Source organism: Bradyrhizobium huanghuaihaiense (assembly GCF_025200885.1).
In the GTDB taxonomy this organism is placed as follows: Bacteria; Pseudomonadota; Alphaproteobacteria; order Rhizobiales; family Xanthobacteraceae; genus Bradyrhizobium; species Bradyrhizobium huanghuaihaiense.
Genome location: NZ_CP104172.1, coordinates 5,292,073 through 5,313,285, shown reverse-complemented (window position 1 = coordinate 5,313,285; position 21,213 = coordinate 5,292,073). Strand labels below are relative to the sequence as shown.

General features: G+C 66.2%; 20 protein-coding genes. 5 read left to right on the top strand and 15 right to left on the bottom strand.

The window, feature by feature from the left end; all coding sequences use genetic code 11:
• Positions 1–9 precede the first annotated feature (9 nt).
• Genes N2603_RS25525 through N2603_RS25515 form a run of 3 tightly spaced genes read left to right on the top strand, consistent with a single transcriptional unit; the run spans position 10 to position 3,250 of the window.
• Positions 10–564, top strand: a complete 555-nt coding sequence (locus N2603_RS25525) for a hypothetical protein (protein WP_018646081.1) — start codon at positions 10–12, stop codon at positions 562–564.
• Positions 565–614: 50 nt separating this feature from the next.
• Positions 615–1,997 carry a ribosome biogenesis GTPase Der gene (der, locus tag N2603_RS25520; protein ID WP_018646080.1) on the top strand — a complete coding sequence of 461 codons (1,383 nt, stop codon included), beginning with the start codon at positions 615–617 and terminating at the stop codon, positions 1,995–1,997.
• Entirely contained in the window at positions 1,994–3,250 is a 1,257-nt protein-coding gene (locus N2603_RS25515; RefSeq protein ID WP_260384301.1) for a TCR/Tet family MFS transporter, read from the top strand. Before der ends, N2603_RS25515 begins: the two co-directional genes overlap by 4 nt.
• A gap of 141 nt (positions 3,251–3,391) precedes the next feature.
• On the opposite strand, the gene N2603_RS25510 is transcribed toward N2603_RS25515, so the two are convergent.
• The 6 genes from N2603_RS25510 to radA form a co-directional block, all read right to left on the bottom strand.
• Entirely contained in the window at positions 3,392–4,615 is a 1,224-nt protein-coding gene (locus tag N2603_RS25510) for an ABC transporter substrate-binding protein (RefSeq protein WP_260384300.1), read from the bottom strand.
• Positions 4,616–4,782: 167 nt separating this feature from the next.
• Positions 4,783–5,931, bottom strand: a complete 1,149-nt coding sequence (locus tag N2603_RS25505) for an NHL repeat-containing protein (RefSeq protein ID WP_260384299.1) — start codon at positions 5,929–5,931, stop codon at positions 4,783–4,785.
• Between the two features lie 80 nt (positions 5,932–6,011).
• The gene (locus tag N2603_RS25500) at positions 6,012–6,752 is read right to left on the bottom strand and encodes an SDR family NAD(P)-dependent oxidoreductase (protein WP_260384298.1); all 741 of its coding nucleotides are present in this window, start codon (positions 6,750–6,752) and stop codon (positions 6,012–6,014) included.
• A 157-nt stretch (positions 6,753–6,909) separates the two neighbouring features.
• Complete coding sequence (purF, locus tag N2603_RS25495) at positions 6,910–8,433, bottom strand: amidophosphoribosyltransferase (protein WP_018646075.1); 1,524 nt, start codon at positions 8,431–8,433, stop codon at positions 6,910–6,912.
• Between the two features lie 28 nt (positions 8,434–8,461).
• Positions 8,462–9,091: a CvpA family protein gene (locus tag N2603_RS25490; RefSeq protein ID WP_018646074.1), complete on the bottom strand. Its 630-nt coding sequence runs from the start codon at positions 9,089–9,091 to the stop codon at positions 8,462–8,464.
• A gap of 166 nt (positions 9,092–9,257) precedes the next feature.
• The gene (gene radA / locus N2603_RS25485; protein WP_260384297.1) at positions 9,258–10,706 is read right to left on the bottom strand and encodes a DNA repair protein RadA; all 1,449 of its coding nucleotides are present in this window, start codon (positions 10,704–10,706) and stop codon (positions 9,258–9,260) included.
• Positions 10,707–10,910: 204 nt separating this feature from the next.
• Between radA and N2603_RS25480 the strand changes: the two genes are divergently transcribed.
• Both N2603_RS25480 and N2603_RS25475 read left to right on the top strand, forming a co-directional pair.
• Positions 10,911–12,068, top strand: a complete 1,158-nt coding sequence (locus N2603_RS25480; RefSeq protein WP_260384296.1) for an ABC transporter substrate-binding protein — start codon at positions 10,911–10,913, stop codon at positions 12,066–12,068.
• Between the two features lie 14 nt (positions 12,069–12,082).
• The gene (locus N2603_RS25475; RefSeq protein WP_260384295.1) at positions 12,083–14,131 is read left to right on the top strand and encodes a putative bifunctional diguanylate cyclase/phosphodiesterase; all 2,049 of its coding nucleotides are present in this window, start codon (positions 12,083–12,085) and stop codon (positions 14,129–14,131) included.
• A 10-nt stretch (positions 14,132–14,141) separates the two neighbouring features.
• Here N2603_RS25475 and N2603_RS25470 read toward each other — a convergent pair whose 3' ends face one another.
• From N2603_RS25470 to N2603_RS25430, 9 genes are all read right to left on the bottom strand, one after another.
• Entirely contained in the window at positions 14,142–14,867 is a 726-nt protein-coding gene (locus tag N2603_RS25470) for a sulfite exporter TauE/SafE family protein (RefSeq protein WP_018646070.1), read from the bottom strand.
• A gap of 225 nt (positions 14,868–15,092) precedes the next feature.
• Positions 15,093–16,010, bottom strand: coding sequence for a ribokinase (locus tag N2603_RS25465; protein ID WP_260384294.1), 918 nt, complete (start codon positions 16,008–16,010; stop codon positions 15,093–15,095).
• A 9-nt stretch (positions 16,011–16,019) separates the two neighbouring features.
• Positions 16,020–16,466 carry a ribose 5-phosphate isomerase B gene (gene rpiB, locus N2603_RS25460; RefSeq protein WP_018646068.1) on the bottom strand — a complete coding sequence of 149 codons (447 nt, stop codon included), beginning with the start codon at positions 16,464–16,466 and terminating at the stop codon, positions 16,020–16,022.
• A 67-nt stretch (positions 16,467–16,533) separates the two neighbouring features.
• Positions 16,534–17,328, bottom strand: a complete 795-nt coding sequence (locus tag N2603_RS25455; protein ID WP_260384293.1) for a transporter substrate-binding domain-containing protein — start codon at positions 17,326–17,328, stop codon at positions 16,534–16,536.
• Between the two features lie 20 nt (positions 17,329–17,348).
• Positions 17,349–18,104 carry an amino acid ABC transporter ATP-binding protein gene (locus N2603_RS25450; protein WP_260384292.1) on the bottom strand — a complete coding sequence of 252 codons (756 nt, stop codon included), beginning with the start codon at positions 18,102–18,104 and terminating at the stop codon, positions 17,349–17,351.
• Between the two features lies 1 nt (position 18,105).
• On the bottom strand, positions 18,106–18,774 hold the full coding sequence (locus tag N2603_RS25445) for an amino acid ABC transporter permease (protein ID WP_260384291.1): 669 nt from the start codon (positions 18,772–18,774) through the stop codon (positions 18,106–18,108).
• Between the two features lie 7 nt (positions 18,775–18,781).
• Entirely contained in the window at positions 18,782–19,465 is a 684-nt protein-coding gene (locus N2603_RS25440; protein WP_018646064.1) for an amino acid ABC transporter permease, read from the bottom strand.
• A 10-nt stretch (positions 19,466–19,475) separates the two neighbouring features.
• Positions 19,476–20,375, bottom strand: a complete 900-nt coding sequence (locus N2603_RS25435; RefSeq protein WP_260384290.1) for an NAD(P)-dependent oxidoreductase — start codon at positions 20,373–20,375, stop codon at positions 19,476–19,478.
• Positions 20,376–20,418: 43 nt separating this feature from the next.
• On the bottom strand, positions 20,419–21,159 hold the full coding sequence (locus N2603_RS25430; RefSeq protein WP_018646062.1) for a FadR/GntR family transcriptional regulator: 741 nt from the start codon (positions 21,157–21,159) through the stop codon (positions 20,419–20,421).
• Positions 21,160–21,213 lie beyond the last annotated feature (54 nt).

The window sequence follows — 21,213 nt, the reverse complement described above, 5'->3', positions numbered from 1 at the left end:
AGATACGATATGCGCCGCACGCCACGCTTGATCGCAGCCGCCGTCCTGATCGCCTTCACCGGCGTCCTGGGCGGCTGCTCCAGCTTCGATCCAAGCGACATGCTCGACTTCCTCGACACCAAGAAGAAGCTGCCGGGCGATCGCAAGCCGGTCTTCCCCGAGGGCGTTCCGGGCCTCGAGCAGGGTGTCCCGAAGGAGATGTACAAGGGCGCGCAGCAGCAGCCGGATCCGAACGCGCCCGCCGTCGCGGCTCTGCCGACCGAACCGCCGCCGCCCGAGCCGGCCAAACCGGCCAAGGGTGCCAAGGCGAAGAAGACCCATCAGCCGGCCGCCGCTGCCGCCACACCGGCTGAGGCGCCTGCCGGCGAGGTCGATGGCGAGGTCCAGCCCGAGGCCGCGCCGCCCACCGCCGCGCCTCCGCCCAAGCAGAAGATCGTGCGCAAGCGCACCACCGCGCCGCCGCCGGATCAGCCGGTCCAGCAGGCGCAACCGACCCAGACCACACAGCAGCAATCGCAGGGTGCTTTCCCGGCGCCGATGCCGAGCGGCAGCTTCTCTCGCTAATAATTCCACCTGCATTGACAGGCGCAGCCCCGGCAGCGCACGAATGACCGATGTCCTTCACGATCGCCATCATCGGCCGGCCCAATGTCGGCAAATCGACGCTGTTCAACCGTCTGGTCGGGCAGAAGCTCGCGCTCGTCGATGACCTGCCGGGCGTCACCCGCGATCGCCGCGAGGGTGAGGCCAGGCTCGGCGATCTCGAATTCACCATCATCGACACCGCCGGCCTCGACGAGGGCGCCAGGGGCTCGCTCACCGCGCGCATGCAGGAGCAGACCGAGACTGCGATCGCGCAGGCCGACGCGCTGTTCTTCGTGATCGATGCCCGCATCGGCCTCACGCCCACCGATCGCGCCTTCGCCGATTTCGCCCGCAAGGCCAACAAGCCGGTGCTGCTGGTCGCCAACAAGAGCGAGGGCAAGCATGGCGACGCCGGCGCGATGGAATCCTTCGCGCTCGGCCTCGGCGATCCCATCCAGATCTCGGCCGAGCACGGCGAGGGCATGGGTGAGCTTTACGATGCGCTTGCCAAGCTCATGCCGGAGCCCATCGAGGACGATGAGGTCGAGGACGACGAGCCGCTCTCCGAGGAGGAGGCCGCGACGCGCCCGATCCGGGTTGCCATCGTCGGCCGGCCCAATGCCGGCAAATCGACGCTGATCAACCATCTGCTCGGCGAGGAGCGCCTGCTGACGAGCCCGGAAGCGGGCACCACGCGCGATTCCATCGCGGTCGAGATCAACTGGAAGGGCCGCGATTTCCGCGTGTTCGACACCGCCGGCCTGCGCCGGCGCTCGCGCATCGAGGAGAAGCTGGAAAAGCTCTCGGTCGCCGACGCGCTGCGCGCGGTGCGCTTTGCCGAAGTCGTCGTGCTGATGATGGACACCCAGAACCGCTTCGAGGAGCAGGATCTGCGCATCGCCGATCTGATCGAACGCGAGGGCCGCGCAATCGTGCTCGCCGCCAACAAATGGGACCTGATGGAGACCAAGGGCGGCGGCGCGATCTCGAACTTGCGCCGCGATGCCGATCACTGGCTGCCGCAGGTCAAGGGCGTGCCCATCGTCGCGGTCTCGGGCCTGATGGGCGAGGGCATCGATCGCCTGATGCAGGCGATCCAGGACGCCTACGCAATCTGGAACCGGCGCGTGCCGACCGCTGCGCTCAATCGCTGGTTCGAGCAGGCGATCCAGGCCAATCCGCCGCCCGCGGTGTCCGGCCGCAGGCTGAAGCTGAACTACATCACGCAGACCAAGGCGCGCCCGCCGAGCTTCGTGCTGTTCTGTTCGCGTGCCGATGCGGTGCCGCAGTCCTACCTGCGCTACCTCACCAATTCGATGCGCGAGACCTTCGAGCTGCCGGGCACGCCGGTGCGCATCACCCTGCGCGAGAAGGCCAATCCCTTCGCGCACAAGCGCAAGCGGCCGTCATGAGCGACGGGCCGGGAGAGGCGACAGCGTCAGCCGCTGCGCCGGTCCGGCGCGGCGCGGTCGCCTTCATCTTCGTGACCATCCTGCTCGACATGCTCGCGATCGGCGTGATCATGCCGATCCTGCCAAAGCTGGTCGAGAGCTTCGTAGGCAACGACACGGCGCATGCGGCGCGCATTTTCGGACTGTTCGGCACCGCCTGGGCGCTGATGCAGTTCGTGTTCTCGCCGATGCTTGGCGCGCTGTCGGATCGCTTCGGACGGCGGCCGGTGGTGCTGCTGTCGAATTTCGGGCTCGCCGCCGACTATGTGCTGATGGCGCTCGCGCCGTCGCTGACGTGGCTGTTCATCGGCCGCCTGATCTCCGGCGTCACTTCGGCGAGCATCTCGACCGCCTTCGCCTACATCTCGGACATCACGCCGCCGGAACAGCGGGCGGCGGTGTTCGGCAGGATCGGCGCGGCGTTCGGTGCAGGATTCATCCTGGGTCCGGCGCTCGGCGGTCTGCTCGGCGACATCGATCCGCGGCTGCCGTTCTGGGCCGCGGCGGCCTTGAGCTTTGCCAATGCGCTCTATGGGCTCTTCGTCCTGCCGGAATCGCTAACGCCCGAGAAGCGTGCGCCGTTCCGCTGGACCAGCGCCAATCCGGTCGGGGCACTGCGTCTGCTGCGATCCAACGCGGCATTGGCCGGGCTGTCGATCGTCAATTTCATCGCGCAGCTCGCGCATGTGGTGCTGCCGTCGACCTTCGTGCTCTATGCGACCTATCGCTACGGTTGGGATTCCAAGACCGTGGGCCTGACGCTGGCCATGGTCGGCATCTGCACCATGGTGGCGCAGGGGCTCGCGATCGGTCCGATCGTGCGCCTGCTGGGCGAGCGGAACGCAATGCTGATGGGCTTGTGCTGTGGCGCGATCGGCTTCGTGATCCTGGGCGCTGCGCCCACCGGACCGCTGTCCTGGCTCGGCATTCCCGTGCTGTCGCTGTGGGGCATCTCGGGTGCGGCCATGCAGTCGCTGATGACGCGGCTGGTCGCACCCGATCAGCAGGGCCAGCTGCAGGGCGCGACCGCGAGCGTGCAGAGCGTGTCGCAGCTCGTCGGCCCGTTCCTGTTCACGCTGACGTTTTCGTTCTTCATCGGCACCAGTGCACCGCTGCACCTGCCCGGCGCGCCGTTCCTGCTCGCGGCGGTGCTGATGGTGATATGCGTGGCGATCGCGGTGCGGGCGTTGGCTGCAACGAAGACGGTCTCGTAGGGTGGGTTAGCCTCGCGGGTCGCGCGAAGCGCAAACCGCGAGGCGTAACCCACCTCTTTCATTTCCGCAGAGGCGGAAGTGGCGGGTTACGCCAGCGGACTGCGCTTCGCGCAGCCGCGTGCTAACCCACCCTACGACTTCCTATTTCTTCACCAGCGGACAATCGCTCGCCTCGAGCGGCTTGGCCGCGTCTTCCGGCGCGATGGTGGCGACCAGCTTGTAATAGTCCCACGGGCCCTTCGACTCTTCCGGCTTCTTCACCTCGAACAGATAGGCCGGGATGAGGCGGCGGCCGTCGGCGCGCAGCGGCCCCTTGCCGAACAGCGGATCGTCGGTCGGCAGCTCCTTCATCTTGGCGACGACCTTGGCGCCGTCATGCGGGTTGGCTCCGAGCGCATCCATCGCCTTCAGGTAATGCAGGATGCCGGCGTACAGCCCCGCGACCGTCATAGACGGCATCGAGCCCTTGGGCGAAACCTTCTGGAAGCGCTTCGACCATTCGCGGGTCTGGTCGTTGAGGTCCCAGTAGAAGGACTCGGTGAAGGTCAGGCCCTGTGCGGTCTTCAGGCCCAGTGAGTGCACGTCGTTGATGAACAGCAGCAGCGCGGCAAGCTTCTGACCGCCGGAGACGATGCCGAATTCGGCGGCCTGCTTGATCGCGTTGGTAGTGTCGCCGCCTGCGTTGGCGAGGCCGATGATCTTCGCCTTCGAGGACTGCGCCTGCAGCAGGAAGGACGAAAAATCGGAGCTGTTGAGCGGATGCTTGACGCCGCCGAGCACCTTGCCGCCATTGGCGGTGACGACGGCGCTGGTGTCGCGCTCGAGCGCATGGCCGAAGGCGTAGTCTGCGGTCAGGAAGAACCAGCTGTCGCCACCGGCCTTGGTCAGCGCCTTGCCGGTGCCGTTGGCGAGCATGTAGGTGTCGTAGGTGTAGGAGACGGTGTTCGGCGTGCAGGCCTTACCGGTGAGATCAGCGGTGGCTGCGCCCGAATTGAGCAGCACCGAGTTCTTTTCCTTGACGAGGTTGTTCACCGCGAGCGCCACGCCCGAACTCGGCGTGTCCGAGATGACGTCAACCTTGTCGTTGTCGATCCATTGCCGGGCGATGTTGACGCCGATATCGGGCTTGTTCTGGTGGTCGCCGGAGAGGACCTCGATGGTCCAGCCCTTGGCCTTCAGGCCGGAATCCTCGACCGCCATTTTCACGGCGGCGACCGAGTTCGGGCCGCCGATGTCGGCATACAGGCTCGACATGTCGTTGAGCACGCCGATCTTGATGGTCTTGTCCTGCGCGTAGGCGGATGTTGCAAAACCGAAGGTGGCGCATGCCAAAAGAGCCGCAGTGCGGCGCGCGAATGTCGTCATGAAAGGTCTCCTCCACTGTCAAATATGCGGACGGCTCTCTTGCGGAGCCTTGTTCCTGTCGATGGCTCTACCGTGTCCCGCAGGTCCCGGCAATGCGCCTAAATGCGGATGACGCTGCGTCGTAGCGTCATCCGTCGGTTAACTTTTGGGCAAAATGCGTTGAGACGCTATTTGAGCGCGTCCGAGGTCAGCTTGAATTTCTGGATGCGCTTTCCGGTATCGACCTCGGCGGTATAGACGTTACCCTTGGCGTCGATCGCCATGGCATGCACCCAGTGGAACTGACCGGCGTTGCGGCCGCTATGCCCGAAGCTGCCGACCACGCTGCCGTCATCGCGCTTGATGACCCTGACCTCGTTGTTCTCGCCGTCGGCGCTGAGCAAATAGGTCTGCTTCGGATCGGGCCAGATCGCGATGTCCCACACCGCGCCGTTGCCGAGCGTGTTCTTCTCGAAGAAGAACTCCTTCACGAAGGTGCCGTCCTTTTTGAACACCTGAATGCGGTTGTTGATGCGGTCGCAGACATAGACGAGGCCGTCATTGGCGAGTTTCACGCAATGGACAGGATTGCCGAACTGCAGGGCGACCGGGGCCTTGGGGTCGTAGGGACCTTGCTTGTCGTCGCTGGGCTTGTTGCCGTAGGCGCCCCAGTGCCGCTTGTAGGCGAGCGTCGTCGCATCGAACACGATGACGCGGCGATTGCCGTAGCCGTCGGCGACGTAGATCTCGTTCGCCTCCTTGTCGATCGCGGTCTCGGCGGGCTTGCCGAGCTGTGTCGTGTCGTTGCTGCCGAGGCTCGGCGCGACCTTGCCGATCTGGGCGACGAACTTGCCGTCGAGCGTGAACTTCAAAATGGCGTTGTCATTGTCGGCATTGCCGCCGATCCAGACGAAGCCGCGCTCGTCGACCTCGATGCCGTGCTCGCGGCCGACCCATTCGTAGCCTTCGCCCGGGCCGCCCCATGAGCGCAGCAGATTGCCGTCGCTGTCGAATTCGAGAACGGGCGGCGCCGACACGCAGCATTTCGAGCGCGGCGGGTTGAGGCTCGCGCCTTTCTCGTCGTCGGTGAGCGAGCGCGGCCGATGGATCACCCAGATGTGGCCCTGCCAGTCGACCGTGATGCCGCCGACCTGACCGAGGATCCAGTTGTTCGGCAGCTGCTTCGGCCAGGAGGCGTCGACCGCGAAGGTCGGGACGTCGCCGGCAGTTGCCGCGCCCGGAAGCACAAATGCGATGGCCGCGATCAGGATGGAAAAAGCGTGAGAGATATATGCGAGCGCACGCGCAGAGCCTGCGCGATCATGCCATGGCGCCATGGCAACCTCCCTTTTTGTTGGCTTGCGGCTTGCTGCCGCCTGAGCGCGGGCAGTCAATCGCGGGGAGGCGCCCTAGTCAATCAGGCGGGCGAACGGAAGCTCATCAGGGTGCGGGTCTTGTAGTCGTAGAACTTGCCGGTCTCGGTCCAGTCGGGCGCGCACAGCGGCACGATGAACTCCGCGACCTGCTCGGGCGTGTCGAGCGTCGCCGGATCCTCGCCCGGCATCAGCGTAGCGCGCATGCGGGTGCGGATCGGTCCCGGGTTGAACAGAGTGACGCGCAGCTTGGTATTTGCCGTCTCCTGCGCCCAGGCGCGCGCCAGCGTCTCCAGCGCGGCCTTGGAGGCGGCGTAGGGGCTCACATAGGCGGTCGCCTTGTTGGCGGCGCCCGAGGTGATGAACACGGCGCGCCCCGCATCGGACTGCTTGAGCAGCGGCTCCATGCAGCGGATCAGCTGGAAGTTCGCGGAGACGTTCACGGCCATGACGTCGTTGAAGGCTTTCAGCTCGATATGGCCGATCGGCGAAGAGGGGCCAAGCACGCCGGCATTGCCGACGAGGATGTCGAGCTTGCCGTAGCGCTCGTGGAGCCCGGCGCCGAGCCGCGCGATGCCGTCGGAATCGGTGAGGTTGAGCGGCACCAGCGTAGCGCTGCCGCCCTCTTTGCGGATCTCGTCGTCGAGCTCTTCCAGCCCGCCCTGCGTCCGCGCCGTCGCAATGATATGCGCGCCGGCCCTGGCGAGCGCCTTTGCGGTGGCGAAACCGATGCCGCGCGAGGCGCCGGTGACGAGAGCGATGCGATCGGCGAGGGGTTTTGTCATGGCGGGGTTTTACAGGCGTGGACGGCCGGGACAAGCCCCCGCGTGGCCGTCATTCCGGGGCGATGCGAAGCATCGAACCCGGAATCCAGAGGTTATCATGCCATTTCGAGATCCCGGGTTCGATCCTGCGGACCGCCCCGGGATGACGCCTTCGGCGTCAGCTCGCCTCCGCCAGCAGCGACAGCTGCCGCGGCTGCGGCTCGGTCTGGGTCTGGTCGGTGAGGTGGGTCGGATAGGCCCCGGTGAAGCAATGGTCCGAGAATTTCGGATTGGCGGGGTCGCGGCCGGGCTCGCCCATGGCGCGGTACATGCCGTCGATCGACAGGAAGGCGAGCGAGTCGGCGCCGATGATCTCGCGCATCTCCTCCAGCGAATGCGTCGCGGCCAGCAGGCCGCCGCGGTCGGGCAGGTCGATGCCGTAATAATCGGGATAGAGGATCGGGGGCGAGGCGAGGCGGAAATGCACTTCCTTGGCGCCGGCATCGCGCATCATGCGCACGATCTTCTTTGAGGTGGTGCCGCGCACCAGCGAGTCGTCGATCAGGATGATGCGCTTGCCTTCGATCGCGGCGCGGTTGGCCGAGTGCTTCATGCGCACGCCGGATTCGCGGATCGCCTGGGTCGGCTGGATGAAGGTGCGGCCGACATAGTGGTTGCGGATGATGCCGAGCTCGAACGGCACGCCGGAATACTGGCTGTAGCCGACCGCGGCGGGCACGCCGGAATCCGGCACCGGCACGACGACGTCGATCGGCACGTGGCTCTCGCGCGCGAGCTGCGCGCCGAAGGCCTTGCGCACCTCGTAGACCGAGCGGCCGTGGACGATGGAATCCGGCCGGGAGAAGTAGATGTATTCGAAGATGCAGGGGCGCGGCGCCATCGGCGGGAACGGCTTGTGGATGTCCTGGCCGTTCTCGTCGAACACGATGACTTCGCCGGGCTCGATGTCGCGCACGAAGCGCGCGCCGATGATGTCGAGCGCGCAGGTCTCCGAGGTCAGGATCGGGCAGCCGTCGAGTTCGCCGAGCACGAGCGGGCGGATGCCGCGCGGATCCCGCGCGCCGACCAGCTTCTTGTTGGTGAGCGAGACCAGCGCATAGGCGCCCTCGATCTCGCGCAGCGCGTCGATATAGCGCTCGATGAAGCGGGCGCGCTTGGAACGCGCGACCAGGTGCAGGATCACCTCGGTGTCGGTGGTCGACTGCATCATCGCACCGTGCTTCACGAGCTCGCGGCGCAGCGTCAGGCCGTTGGTGAGGTTGCCGTTGTGGGCGACCGCGAGGCCGCCGGCATTGAGCTCGGCGAACAGCGGCTGCACGTTACGCAGGATGGTGGCCCCGGTGGTGGAATAGCGGACATGGCCGACCGCGACATTGCCGGGCAGGCGGTCGATCACCTCGCGGCGGGAGAAGGTGTCGCCGACGAGGCCGAGGCGGCGTTCCGAGTGAAAGCGGCTGCCGTCGTAGGAGACGATGCCGGCGGCTTCCTGGCCGCGGTGCTGGAGGGCGTGGAGGCCGAGCGCGGTGATGGCGGCGGCATCGGGGTGGCCGTAGATGCCGAACACGCCGCATTCCTCGCGCAGCGTATCCCCTTCCAGATCGTCCTGAAGCTCCAGCGCGGACGGCCCCAAGCCGGCCTTGGCGTCGAGATCAAGTTGAGCGTCCTGGTCAGGGTGTCGCATCTCGTTCGCGCCTCTCTCTGGGCTCAAGTCAACGTGCCGCGGGTTTCTCGATCAGTTTCTTCAAACTGTCACGAGCCGGTTTACTGTATCCGTCGCCACCGCCCGAAGGCTGCTGCTCGGAATCAGCTTGATCATCATCTGGTTTGTTTTTCTTGAATCTCTTCAAGATGGTGTTCTCGGGGTCGTCAGGCAAGAGGGCCATCAGCCAATCCCCGGTTCCCTGGAGCACGACACGGGATTTCGCCCCCGTGACCCAGTCCGGGCGCTGCTTGTCCGGCACCAGCCAGGTGAAGAACAGGAAGGCGACCACGACGATCAAAAGCCCGCGAGCCAGGCCAAACAGGAAGCCGAGGGTGCGATCCAGCGCGCCGATGCGCGAATCCAGGATCATGTCGGAGATCCGGACCGTGATCACGGACACCACGACGAGGGTGCCGACGAACACGCCGGCGACCACGACCACGCTCGCCACCGTGTCGTTGTTGAAATAGGTTTTTGCGGTCGGCAGCAGCTTCGAGAACGAATAGAGCGTCACGATTGCGGCGGCGCCCCAGGCCGCGATCGACAGGATTTCGCGCATGAAGCCGCGGACCATCGCGAGCAGGCCCGAGATCAGCATCACACCGAGCAGGATCAGGTCGAGGAGTGTTACTGGCATCGGCTGGTCTGGTCCGCTCGTACTTCAAAGGTGCTCAGCGAATCGGTGTTTGGCCGCCGCCCTAAAAGAGGGGTAGACGGCGTTCCCGGCAAGGCCGCAACCACGCAATCCCATGCTGCTTTTGTGACGGCTGTATAGCGGCGGTGGCCTCCGACGTCACCTCCGGCTACCCCTCTCCACGGCGGAATCTTGCCGGTGTGGCATTTTTCTCTGCCGGTGCGCTGGATTCGCCCCGGCGGGAGCCTTTGGCGGCGATCTCGGCCACCAATGTGGTCAGGCTGTTGACCGCGTTCAGGGACAGTCCGGCGTCGCCGCCAGCATCGCCGCCACGGGCCGATTCGGGCAGCACAGCGCGTTTGAAGCCGAGCTTGACCGCTTCCTTGAGCCGGGCGGGGGTCTGCGCCACCGGGCGGATGACGCCGGAGAGCGAAATCTCACCGAAATAGACCGCATCGGTGGGTAACTGCGCATTAACCAGAGAGGAAACCAACGCCGCCGCGGCGGCCATATCGGCTGCCGGCTCGTGGATGCGCAGGCCGCCGGCGACGTTCAGATAGACGTCGTGGCCGGACAGCTTGACCCCGCAATGGGCCTCCAGCACCGCCAGCACCATCGAGAGCCGGCTCTGGTCCCAGCCGACCACGGCCCGGCGCGGGGTGCCGAGCGAGGTGGGCGCCACCAGCGCCTGCAATTCGACCAGGACGGGCCGCGTGCCCTCGATGCCCGCAAAGACTGCGGTGCCGGGCGTGCCCAGATCGCGCTCGGAGAGGAACAGCTCGGAGGGGTTGGTGACCTCGCGCAGGCCAAGGCCCGTCATTTCGAACACGCCGATCTCGTCGGTCGGGCCGAAGCGATTCTTGACGGCGCGCAGGATGCGGAATTGCTGCGAGCCTTCGCCCTCGAACGACAGCACCGCATCGACCATGTGCTCGACCACGCGGGGGCCGGCGATCTGGCCGTCCTTGGTGACGTGGCCGACCAGGATGATGGCAGCGCCGGTCTTCTTCGCAAAGCGGATCAGCGCCTGCGCCGAGGCGCGCACTTGCGTGACCGTGCCCGGCGCGGATTCCACCGTGTCGGTCCACATGGTCTGGATCGAATCGATCACGATCAGCCGCGGCACCGCGCCCTCCGACAGCGTCGAGACGATGTCCTCGACCGAGGTCTCGGCCGCGAGCTGCACCGGCGCATCCGACAGCCCAAGCCGCTCGGCGCGCAGGCGCACCTGCGCGACCGCCTCTTCGCCGGAGATGTAGACGATGCGGTGTCCCGCACGCGCCATCATGCTGGTCGCCTGCGTCAGCAATGTCGATTTGCCGATGCCGGGATCGCCACCGACGAGCAGCACGGAGCCGCGGACGAAGCCGCCGCCGGTGACGCGGTCGAGCTCGGTCATCCCGGAGGACAGGCGCGGCGCATCCGGGCTCTTTCCGGCGAGGCTTTCCAGCGCAAACGTCCGGCCCTTGCGCTTGGAGCGGATCGAGACCGGCACGCTGCCGCTGGTGTCTTCTTCGGCGAGCGTATTCCACTCGCCGCAGGACTCGCACTTGCCCTGCCAGCGGTTATAGGCCGCGCCGCAGTTCTGGCAGACGAAGGAAAGCGTGTTCTTGGCCATCGGGGGATGTTGAGTCGGAGGTGTCGGGGCCTGCTGATAGCACGAAATGGCCGGCCCTGAGCCCGATCATCCCGCGCCGCATATCGCAATTCAACACGACCGGTACACGCTTTGTTAGCTCTAGGGAGCCGCGCCGCGCCGAACTTTGCCAAATCTTAGCGGACCCAGGTCCAGTTTCGGAACCGATACGGGATGGCGCCAAGAATGACGATATTTTTGCGGATAATGCTCGCCGTGGGCATGGCCTGCGGCGTGCTGGCGCCGGCCGGCGGTATCGACGCGGCTGCCGCCAAATCTCTCAACATTGTCTTCGTGAGCCCCGGCAAGACCGGCGAGGTCTACTGGGACATGGTTGCCCAGACCATGCGGGCCGCCGGCCGCAAGCTCGATGTGCATGTCGAGGTGCTGACCAGCGAGCGCAATTACCGCACCATGCAGGAGCTCGGCTTCGGCGTGGTGGCGCGGGCCGACAAGCCCGACTTCCTCATTCTCTCGAACGAGGAATCCGCCGCCGTTCCGATCCTGGAGGCGGCCGAGGCCGCCGGGGTCAGGACGCTGCTGCTGTCGAACACGCTGATCGGCGAGGACGCGAAGCGTCTCGGGCCGCCGCGCCAGAACCTCAAGACCTGGCTCGGCGACATCACGACCGATCTTCAGACCGCGGGCGCGCGGATGGCGAATGCACTGATCAGCGCGGCGCGTGCCGAGAAATGGCAGAGCCCGGACGGCAAGATCCACATTCTCGGCATCGGCGGCGACGAGATCACGCCGGCCTCGATCGCGCGCAACGCCGGTCTCCAGCTGGCCGCGGACGCCGCGCCCGACGTGGTGGTGGACCGGATGCTGTTTGCCAACTGGACACAGTCCGAGGCCGAGCAGGTCACGGCGAATTATCTTCGCTGGGCCGCGCGCAAGGAGATCCGGCCCGCCGGCATATGGGCCGGGAACGATCCGATGGCACTCGGCGCGCTGCGCGCGATCACTGCGGCCGGCCTCGTGCCCGGCCGGAACATCGAGGTGGTCGGCCTCAACTGGTCGGAGGATGCACTGCGCGAGATCAAGGCCGGCCGTCTGCTGCTGAGCGACGGCGGGCACTTCCTGCTCGGCGGCTGGTCGATCGTCCTGCTCCGCGACTACGCCGATGGCTGCGATTTCGCCGACGTTTCGCCCCGGGTCGAGGTCAAGACGTCCGCGATCACGCGCGACAATCTCGGCTCGGTCGGCGACCTCATCAAGACGCGCGCCTTCGACCGGATCGATTTCACGCGGTTCAGGGCGAAGGCGGGACATTGCGGCCAGTATGACTTTTCCCTCGATGCGCTGGTCTCGTCCCTGCCGCTTCCGGACGGCGTCGGTGATTGATGAAGCGTGAGGCGATGACCGATCCGGACGGCAACGGGCAGGCAGCGCCGCCGCGCTTGCGCTCGGTCGTCCGCGCGATGATCTGGGCCACCGTGCCGGTCCTGCTGCTGGTGCAATTGCTCGCCTCCGCCGGTGTCGAGGCCACCAGCTTCTGGTCGCAGATCCGGCAGCTCGATGCCCGCATTGCCCGCACCGCCGAGAGCCGCGCCGAGCTGATCGCCGAGCCGCTCTGGAAGATGCGTTATGACCAGGTCACGGGCGTGCTCAACGAGATCATGCACGACGAGACCATCGCGGCTGCGGCCGTCTATGACGACACCGGCGTTGCGATTGCCCGCGTGGTGGCGCGCGCCTCGGACCAGGCGGTCGCGGAAATCTCGCGCCCCATCAAGTACAGCAACGGCAACATCGCCGTGCAGGCCGGACGCATCGCGATCGCTTATTCCTATGCGACCGTGTATGCCGACACCGGCAGCCGGCTGATGCTGCTGCTCATCGTCGGCCTGCTCGCAACGCTCGCCACCGTGGTGGCGATGCGCATCTCAGCCAACATCTTCATCGGCAGGCCGCTCGCCGCGATCATGTCGGCGATCCAGCGCAGCAAGCAGGACGGTCGCGCCTATCCGGCCGAGATCAGATCCGCGAACGAATTCGGCCAGCTCGCACAGGCCTTCAACGCCATGCAGCACACGACGTCGCGCGCGCTCGACCGGCTCGGGCACATGGCGTCGCACGATCCGCTGACGGGCCTGCCCAACCGGCGCTCGCTGTCGGAGCGCCTCGTGACCTTGAGCGGCGATGCCGGCTCGCCGGACTCTCTGATCGCCTTCTGCTTCATCGACCTCGACGACTTCAAGGGCATCAACGACACCTTCGGTCACGATGCCGGCGACAGGTTCCTGGTCCACATCTCCGAACGTCTTCGCGAGGCGGTCGAGCCGCAGGACTGGGTCGCGCGGCTCGGCGGCGACGAGTTCGTCGTGATCCGTCCCGAGGTCAGCAACGAAGCGACGGCGCAGGCCTTCGCACGCCAGCTGCTGGATGCGATCTCCGAGCCGATCCGGCTGCACGACAAGCAGGTCGCGCCGCGGGCCAGCATCGGTCTTGCCGTGCGCCGCGCCGGCGACCCCGAATTGTCGCATCTGCCGGCGCTTGCCGACATTGCGCTCTACCATGCCAAGAGCAAGGCGCCCGGCACCGTCGCGGTGCTGGACGAAGCGCTGCAGCGCGACTACCGCCGTCGCAGGGATCTCGAGCTCGCCATTCCCGCAGGCTTCGCCGAGGGGCAGTTCGAGGTCTGGTATCAAGGCCAGGTCGACCTCGATAGCGCGGCCGTCGTCGGCCTCGAGGCGCTCATTCGCTGGCGTCACCCTGACCATGGCGTGATCGGCCCCGGCGAATTCCTGCCGCTGATCGAGCGCAGCGGCAACAATGCGCGGCTGACGCGCTATGTGCTCACCGACGCCTGCCGCGCGCTGCAACGTCTGGCCGCCGCCGGCAGGCCGGATATCAGGATCGCGATCAATCTGCCGCCGTCAGAGCTCGCCGACCATTCGCTGGCCGCCGAGCTGCGCGCGACCTGCGCGCGCTTCGATGTCGCGGCATCGATGCTCGAGCTCGAGATCACCGAGGGCTCGCTGATCAACAACATCGCCAGCGCCTCCGAGACGTTGCATCGACTACGGCGGCTTGGCGCCACCATCGCGCTCGACGATTTCGGCACCGGCTATTCTTCGCTCGCCCATCTGCGGCGGTTCCCGCTCGACAAGGTCAAGATCGACAAGGCCTTCATCAGCGAGATTCCTGACAGCGCCGAAGACAAGGCGATCGTCGGCGTCATTGCATCGCTTGCCGGCACGCTGGGGCTTACGCTTGTCGCCGAAGGCATTGAGCGGGCCGAGCAGGCCGCGGCCATGCGCGAGATGGGCGTGACGCTTGGGCAGGGCTATCTCTACCACCGGCCGCAGCCGCTCGCGGCTGTGCTGCAAGGGCTCGAGGGGCGGACCGGCGAGGGCCGCGTCCCCATCGACAGCCCGTCGGTTGCGCCCGAATTCGCCGCCTGAGTGCCGTTCGTTACGGCTGCGCCGCGTTCCAGAGCATCGAGAGCCCGGCCGCGATCATGATCGCGTCCATCAAGAGGCGGAACACGTCCGGCTTCAGGTGCAGCACGAAGCGCTTCGCGATGAAGGCGCCCGACATCAGCGAGCCCCCCGCGATCAGGCCTTTGACGAAGACATCGCCGGTCAGCGCGCCGAAGCGTTCGAACGTCACCGATTTCGCGAAATAGAGCCCGAGCGAGGAGGCGGCCTCGGTGGCCAGGAAGGCGCCTTTGGAGAGGCCGTAGAACAGGAACAGCGGCACGCTGAGCGGGCCGGTCGAGACCACGATGCCGGTGAGATAGCCGATGACGGCGCCGCCGATCGCGAGATGCCAGAGATTGGCCTTGAGGTCATGCCGCGCCAGCCAGTGCCGCACCGGCACCATCGCGATCAGGAAGACGCCGATGGCGAGATCGACGGCGTGCGACGGCAGGGCCAGCAGCGTCCGCGCGCCGAGGGCGGCGGCCGGAATGCCCGTCACCGAATAGGCCGCGCAGGCCCGCCAGTCGACTTCGCGCCACCAGGCCAGGATCCGCGAAAAATTGGCCATCACCGAGGCCACCGCCATGATCGGCACGGCCTCCTTCGGCCCGTAGGCATAGACCAGCACCGGCATCAGCATGATCGACGAGCCGGTGCCGACGATGCCGGAAATGGTGCCGGCGATGAGGCCGACGGTGAGGACGAAGAGAAAGGCCAAGGGCAGGGCTCCGGGAATCGGACGAGTGTAGCCGGGGCAGTGTTGGAGGTGAATGCAACTGCCGCATGGTTGGTATCGTCCCGGGCTGCACCGGGGCGTCATTGCGGAGATGTTGCGCGAAGCCGCTTCCACTCGTCATTGCGAGCGTAGCGGCTGTCACCGCGGAGGGATTCTGGATTGCTTCGCTGCGCTCGCAATGACGGAACATAGGCCGCAGCGCTGCCGCTAGCCGAGAGACGAAATCTCGGTCCGCATCGGCATGCCGGCCTGCGCGCCCGGCTTGAGGCACTTTTGGGCTGCCGCTTCGCATCCGACCTGGAGGGCGGTTTGCAGCGGAACCTTCTCGCTGAGCATCGCCGCAAACGCGCCGACGAAGGTGTCGCCGGCCCCGGTGGTGTCCACCGGTGTGATGCGCGGGGCGGGCGCGCGCAAACGGGTTCCGTCCGCTGCGACCGCGAGAGCACCTTGCGCGCCGGCCGTCACGACGCAGCTGAGATCGCCGGCCCTCGCGAGTGCCGCGGCTGCGGCTTCATAATCGGACGGGGCCATGCCGACGGCTGCGGCGGCATCCAGCGCCTCGTGCTCGTTGACGAGAAGATAGTCGGTGACCGCCAGAAGCTCCGTGACCATGGTGCGGGTCATGGTCTCCGGCACGGGCGCGAGATTCCAGATAACGGTGCCGCAGGACAATGTCGTCCGGCGCGCCGCCTCCAGCGCCTCTGCGAACGGCACCTCCATCTGCAGCACCAGCACCGTGTCGGGACCGAAAAGCTCGGCTGGCAGGTCAGCGGCGCTCGCGGCCATGTTGGCGCCGCTCGCCACCGTGATCGCGTTCTCGCCGGATTGATCGACCGTGATGAAGGCGCAGCCGGTCGGCTCGTCGTCCCTGACGACGAAAGCCGTGTCGACGCCGTTCTCCCGGAGGTTCCCGATCGCGCTGTCGCCAAATCCATCCCGGCCGACGCGGCCCGCCATCCGGACTTGTCCTGGTCCAGCAATCCGCGCGGCGGCGACGGCCTGGTTGGCGCCCTTGCCGCCGAAATGGGTCTGGTAGGACGGGGCGAGCACTGTCCGGCCGGGGCCCGGAATGACCGGGACCTGTGCGACCAGATCGACGTTGAGCGACCCGAACACCAGGATCATGGCAGGACTTCAGCCTTGCTCGTCCATGACGCGCAGTTTTTCGACGCGGCGGCGGAAATCCTCGTCGGTGGAGAATTCAGCGGAGAGGTAAGATGAGACGAGGTCCACGGCGAGCCAGGCGCCGACGATCTGCGCGCCGATGCACATGACGTTCACATCGTCATGCTCGACGCTCTGATGCGCCGAATGCACGTCATGGCAGACCGCGGCGCGGATGCCCTTCATCTTGTTGGCGGCGATGGAAGCGCCGACGCCGGTGCCGCACACCATGATGCCACGGGCGGCTTCGCCCGAGGTCACTTTCTGCGCCACCGCCCGCGCGATGTCGGGGAAGTCCACCGGCTTGTCGTCATAGGAGCCGACGTCGACGATGTCGTGGCCGAGCTTGCGGATATGGTCGATGACAGTCTGCTTGAGCGGCCAGCCGGCGTGGTCGGATCCGATGACGAGACGCATGTGATGTCCTTCTTGATTTGGCATTGTCCGTGACAGCCGCAAAACGGCTGTCACGGTTCTCGTGGTTTCAGCTACGCATGTCCGCCGGCAGATCGACGCCGTGGAATTTCTTGTAGATCGCGTTGAGCTTGCCGTTCTTGACGTTCTCGGTGATCCAGGCGTTGAGCTTGTCCATCAGGCGCTGCTCGCCCTTCTTCAGGCCGATGGCGAGGTCGAAGGTCGCCAGCGGAATCCGGGACTCGAATACGCGCGAGGGATTCTTCACCCCGATCTGGTTGATGATGGTCGCGGACGAGCCGACGCAATCGACCTGGCCGGACACGGCCGCGGTCACCATGGTGGCGTCGTCGTCGTAGCGGGCGATCTTGAGGTCCTTGTCCTTCATGTTGGACAGGGTGGTGTCCTGCGTGGTGCCACGCGAGACGCCGATCGACTTGTCCTTCAGGTCCGGCCAATCCTTGACCGTCGACGACTTCATGCAGCCGACGTCGGATTGCAGCGTCGCATAGCGCTTCGTGAAGTCGATCACCTTGGCGCGTTCGGGCGTCACCGACAGGGTCGAGATGATGATGTCGGCCTTGCCGGTGAGGACGTTGGGGATGCGGGTCGCCCCCGTGGTCTGGATGAACTCGAGCTCGAGCCCCCAGTCCTTGGCGAGCAGCTGCGCGACCTCGACGTCCGAACCGGTCGGCTTCATGCTCGAGTCCATCATGCCCGAGGGCGGGATGGCGAGGTCGGTCGAGATGCGGATCTTCTTCGCCTGCGTGATGTCGTCGAGCAGGTCGGCGGATGCCGGCGTCGCCGCCATCATGATGAGGCCGCACAATGCGGCGGCCATGCCCAGCAATGTCTTGTTTGTCATTCTTGGTTCTCCTCTCCCTGTTATGATTTTAGATTTCCCGTCCCCACGAATTGTGTGAGTTCGGGTGTGGTCGGCGACGTCAGGATCGAGGCGGGTCCGGTCTCGTGGACCTTGCCGCGATGCATGAAGACGATCCGGTCGGCGATGCCTTTGGCAAAGCCCATCTCGTGGGTGACCATCACCATGGTCATGCCGTCCGCCGCGAGTTGCTCGATCACCTTCAGCACCTCGGCGGTGAGCTCGGGATCGAGCGCGGACGTGACCTCGTCGAACAGCATGACCTTCGGCTGCATCGCCAGCGAGCGGGCGATCGCCGCGCGCTGCTGCTGGCCGCCGGAGAGCTGCTCGGGATAGGCGTGCAGCTTCTCCTCGAGCCCGACCTGCGCCAGCACTTTTCGCGCGAGATCCCTGGCCTGGGCCGTTGCCATGCCCTTCACCGCGCAGGGCGCGAGCGTGATGTTCTGCTCGATCGTGAGGTGCGGAAACAGATTGTAGCTCTGGAACACGATGCCGACGTCCTGGCGCAGTGCGCGCAAATCGACGTCGAGGCGGTCGACCCGGTGGCCGCAGACGACGATCTCGCCGCCGTCGACCTTTTCGAAGCGGTCGATGCAGCGCAGCGCCGTGCTCTTGCCGGAGCCGGAGCGGCCGATCAGCGCGAGCACTTCGCCGCGCTCGACGGCAAAGGAGACGCCGTCGAGCACCCGCAGCGGGCCGAAGCTCTTCTGCACGTTGCGAAGCGAGACGATCGGTTCGGAGGAGGAGTTCTGCTGCATGTTAGGCCGATGCGAGGTTGGACCTGCCGCGCCCCATCCGCCGCTCCAGCCTCTGGCTGAACAGCGACAGCGGATAGCACATGGCGAAATAGGTGACGGCGATGATGGCGTAGATGGCGAACGGCTCGAACAGCGAGTTGTTGACGATCTGGCCCGAGCGCATCAGCTCGACGAAGCCGACCACCGAGGCGAGCGAGGTGTTCTTGATGATCTGCACCATGAAGCCGACGGTCGGCGGCGTCGCGATGCGGATCGCCTGCGGCAGGATCACCTTGATCATGCGCTGCGTCCGGCTCAGTGCGAGGCCTTCGGCGGCCTCCCATTGCGGCTTCGGCACGGACTGGATGCAGCCGCGCCAGATCTCGCCGAGATAGGCGGCGACGTAGAGCGTGAGCGAGGCGCTGGCGGCCGTGAGGGGCGAGACCTTGAGGCCGATCGCGGCGAGGCCGAAATAGCCGAGGAACAGGATGACGAGCAGCGGCGTGCCCTGAACGAGCTGGACATAGGTTGCGCTGGCGAGCCGCACCGATTTCAGCGGCGAGATCCGTGCCAGCGCGATGATGAAGCCGACGATGCCGCCGCCTATCAGTGCGATCACCGACAGGCCGATAGTCCACAGCGCGCCCTGGCCGAGGAACATCAGATGGTTGATGTTGAGATGTCCGCCCATGCTCATCTCACAGCGGCGTGCCGAGCCGGCGCCGGCGCGGGAACAGCACGAGGCCGAGGCCCCAGAAGCCGGCGCGCATCACCAGCGACAGGATGACGTAGAGCACGGCGACGATGATGTAGGTCTCGAAAGCGCGATAGGTGTCCGACTGGATGTAGTTGGCGACCGCGGTGAGCTCCTCGGCCGAGATCTGCGAGCAAACCGAGGAGGCCAGCATCAACAACACGAACTGGCTGGTCAGCGCCGGATACACCTTCTCGACTGCCGGCAGCAGGATGATGTGCCAGTAGATCTGGAGCCGCGACAGCGCCAGCCCTTCGGCCGCCTCGATCTGTCCGCGCGGGATCGCCTCGAAGCCGGCGCGCATGATCTCGGCGGTGTAGGCGCCGACATTGATGGTCAGCGCGGCCACGGCGACCGCGAAGGCGGAGAATTTCAGCCCGAGGCTGGCGAGGCCGAAATAAACCAGGAAGATCTGCACCAGGAGCGGCGTGTTGCGGATGGTCTCGACATAGGCCTTGCAGGCGCCCGCGATCAGCGCGTTGTGCGTGCCGCGTCCGACCGCCGCGAGCGTGCCGAGCAGGGCGCCGAGCACCGTCGCGAACGCGGCAAGCTCCAGCGTGAGGACGGCGCCGGCGAGAAAACTCGGCCAACGCTCCAGCACTGCGGGAAAGTCGAGTTGCAGGCTCATCGCCGTCGCTTCAGCCGGTTGTCTGCTTGGTCATGCGATCATAGACGCGGAACAGCGCCTGATTGCCGTTGCTGCCTTCGCCGTGGGCGCGCGCATCGACATATTGGCTGGTGACCAGCGCGGTTCCGGGCAGGGGCACGTTCAGGGCCTGCGCGTGCTCCTGCACCAGGCGGAGGTCTTTGAGCTGCAGATCGATCCGGAAGCCGGCGGATACGTCGCCCACGATCATCGCGGGGCCGAGCTTGTCGAGCATCCAGGAGGCGGCGGAGCCACCGAGCAGCACCCGGCGCAGCAGATTGAGATCGAGGCCCGAAGCGCGTCCGAGCGCCAGCGCCTCGCAGATCGCCTGGATGTTGATGCCGCAGATCAGCTGATTGCAGAGCTTGACCGTCTGGCCGGCGCCGGACGCGCCGACATGGGTGATGGTGGTGCCCATCGCGCGGAAGAACGGCTCGGCCTGCGCGAAGGCGGCGGCATCGCCGCCGGCCATGATCGAGAGCGCGGCGTTCTTGGCGCCGACTGGCCCGCCCGAAACCGGTGCATCGATGAAGCTGACGCCAATCTTTTGCAGGTCGGCATGGATGCGGCGGACCGCGACCGGCGAGATCGTGCTCATGTCGACGATCAGCTTGCCTGTTGGTGGCGATTTCAGGAGGCCGTGCTCCCCGTAGATGGTCGCCTCGACGTGGGGCGTGTCGGGCAGCATGGTGATGACGATATCGGTGCCTTCAGCGGCATCGGCGGGACTCTTGGCGCGCGTCGCGCCGTCCTTGACGCTGTCGGTCAATGCGGCCTCGTTGAGATCGAAGACGCGGACCGCGTGGCCGGCCGCCAGCAGGTTGCGCACCATCTCGCGGCCCATCGTGCCGATGCCGATGAAGCCGACCTTGCCCTTGTCGTTCCGTCCCATGTTATCGATCCGTTTCTTGGTTGGTTTCTTGGTTCGTCCGCGATCAGCCTGAAGCGCTGGTCTTGTCGATGTCGCCGACGACGGCGCGCCGCCGGTATTCGTCGCCGATGGCAAAATGCTTGCGCAGCGTCGCATCCGCCCGTTCGGGATCGCGCGCGATCACCGCTTCGAAGATGCGGCGGTGGTCGTCGATCAGGTAGGTCTTCATCGACGGGAAGGCCTGCACCAGCTCGCGGCGGCTGCGATGCGAATGCGTCAGCAGGCCCGCCATCGAAGAGTGCAGGACGGTCAGCGTCTCCGAATGCGAGGCCACGACGATGGCGCGGTGGAACTCGAAGTCGGCCATGCCGCCGGCATCGGCCTCGTCGATCGTCTCTCCGATCTTGGCGAGCGCGCGCTGCAGGCGTTCGAAATCGGCGATGTTGGCGCGCTCGCAGGCGAGCCGGATCGCTTGGCATTCGATCGCGACGCGCGCCTGCATGACGTCGTCGAGCATGTCGGCCTGCTGGGCCAGCGCGAAGGTGAAGAAGTCGTTCAGCACGGAGACATCAGGCCGGGTCACCACGGTGCCGATGCGGTCGCGGATCTCGACGATGCCGAGCACGGTGAGGGCGCGCAGCGCCTCGCGCACGATCGGCCGGCTGACGCCGAGCAGGGTGGCCAGCTCGCGTTCGGAGATGAGGCGGTCGCCCGGCTTGAGCGAGCCCGCGAGCAGGCGCTCGCGCAGGAAGGCGAACACCTTCTCGAACCCTTTTTCGCCCTCAGTGGTCCGCTTGAGCTCCATTTCCATCCCGTTTTGGTCTGATCTTGGTCAGACCAGTATGCTAACCAGGCGGCT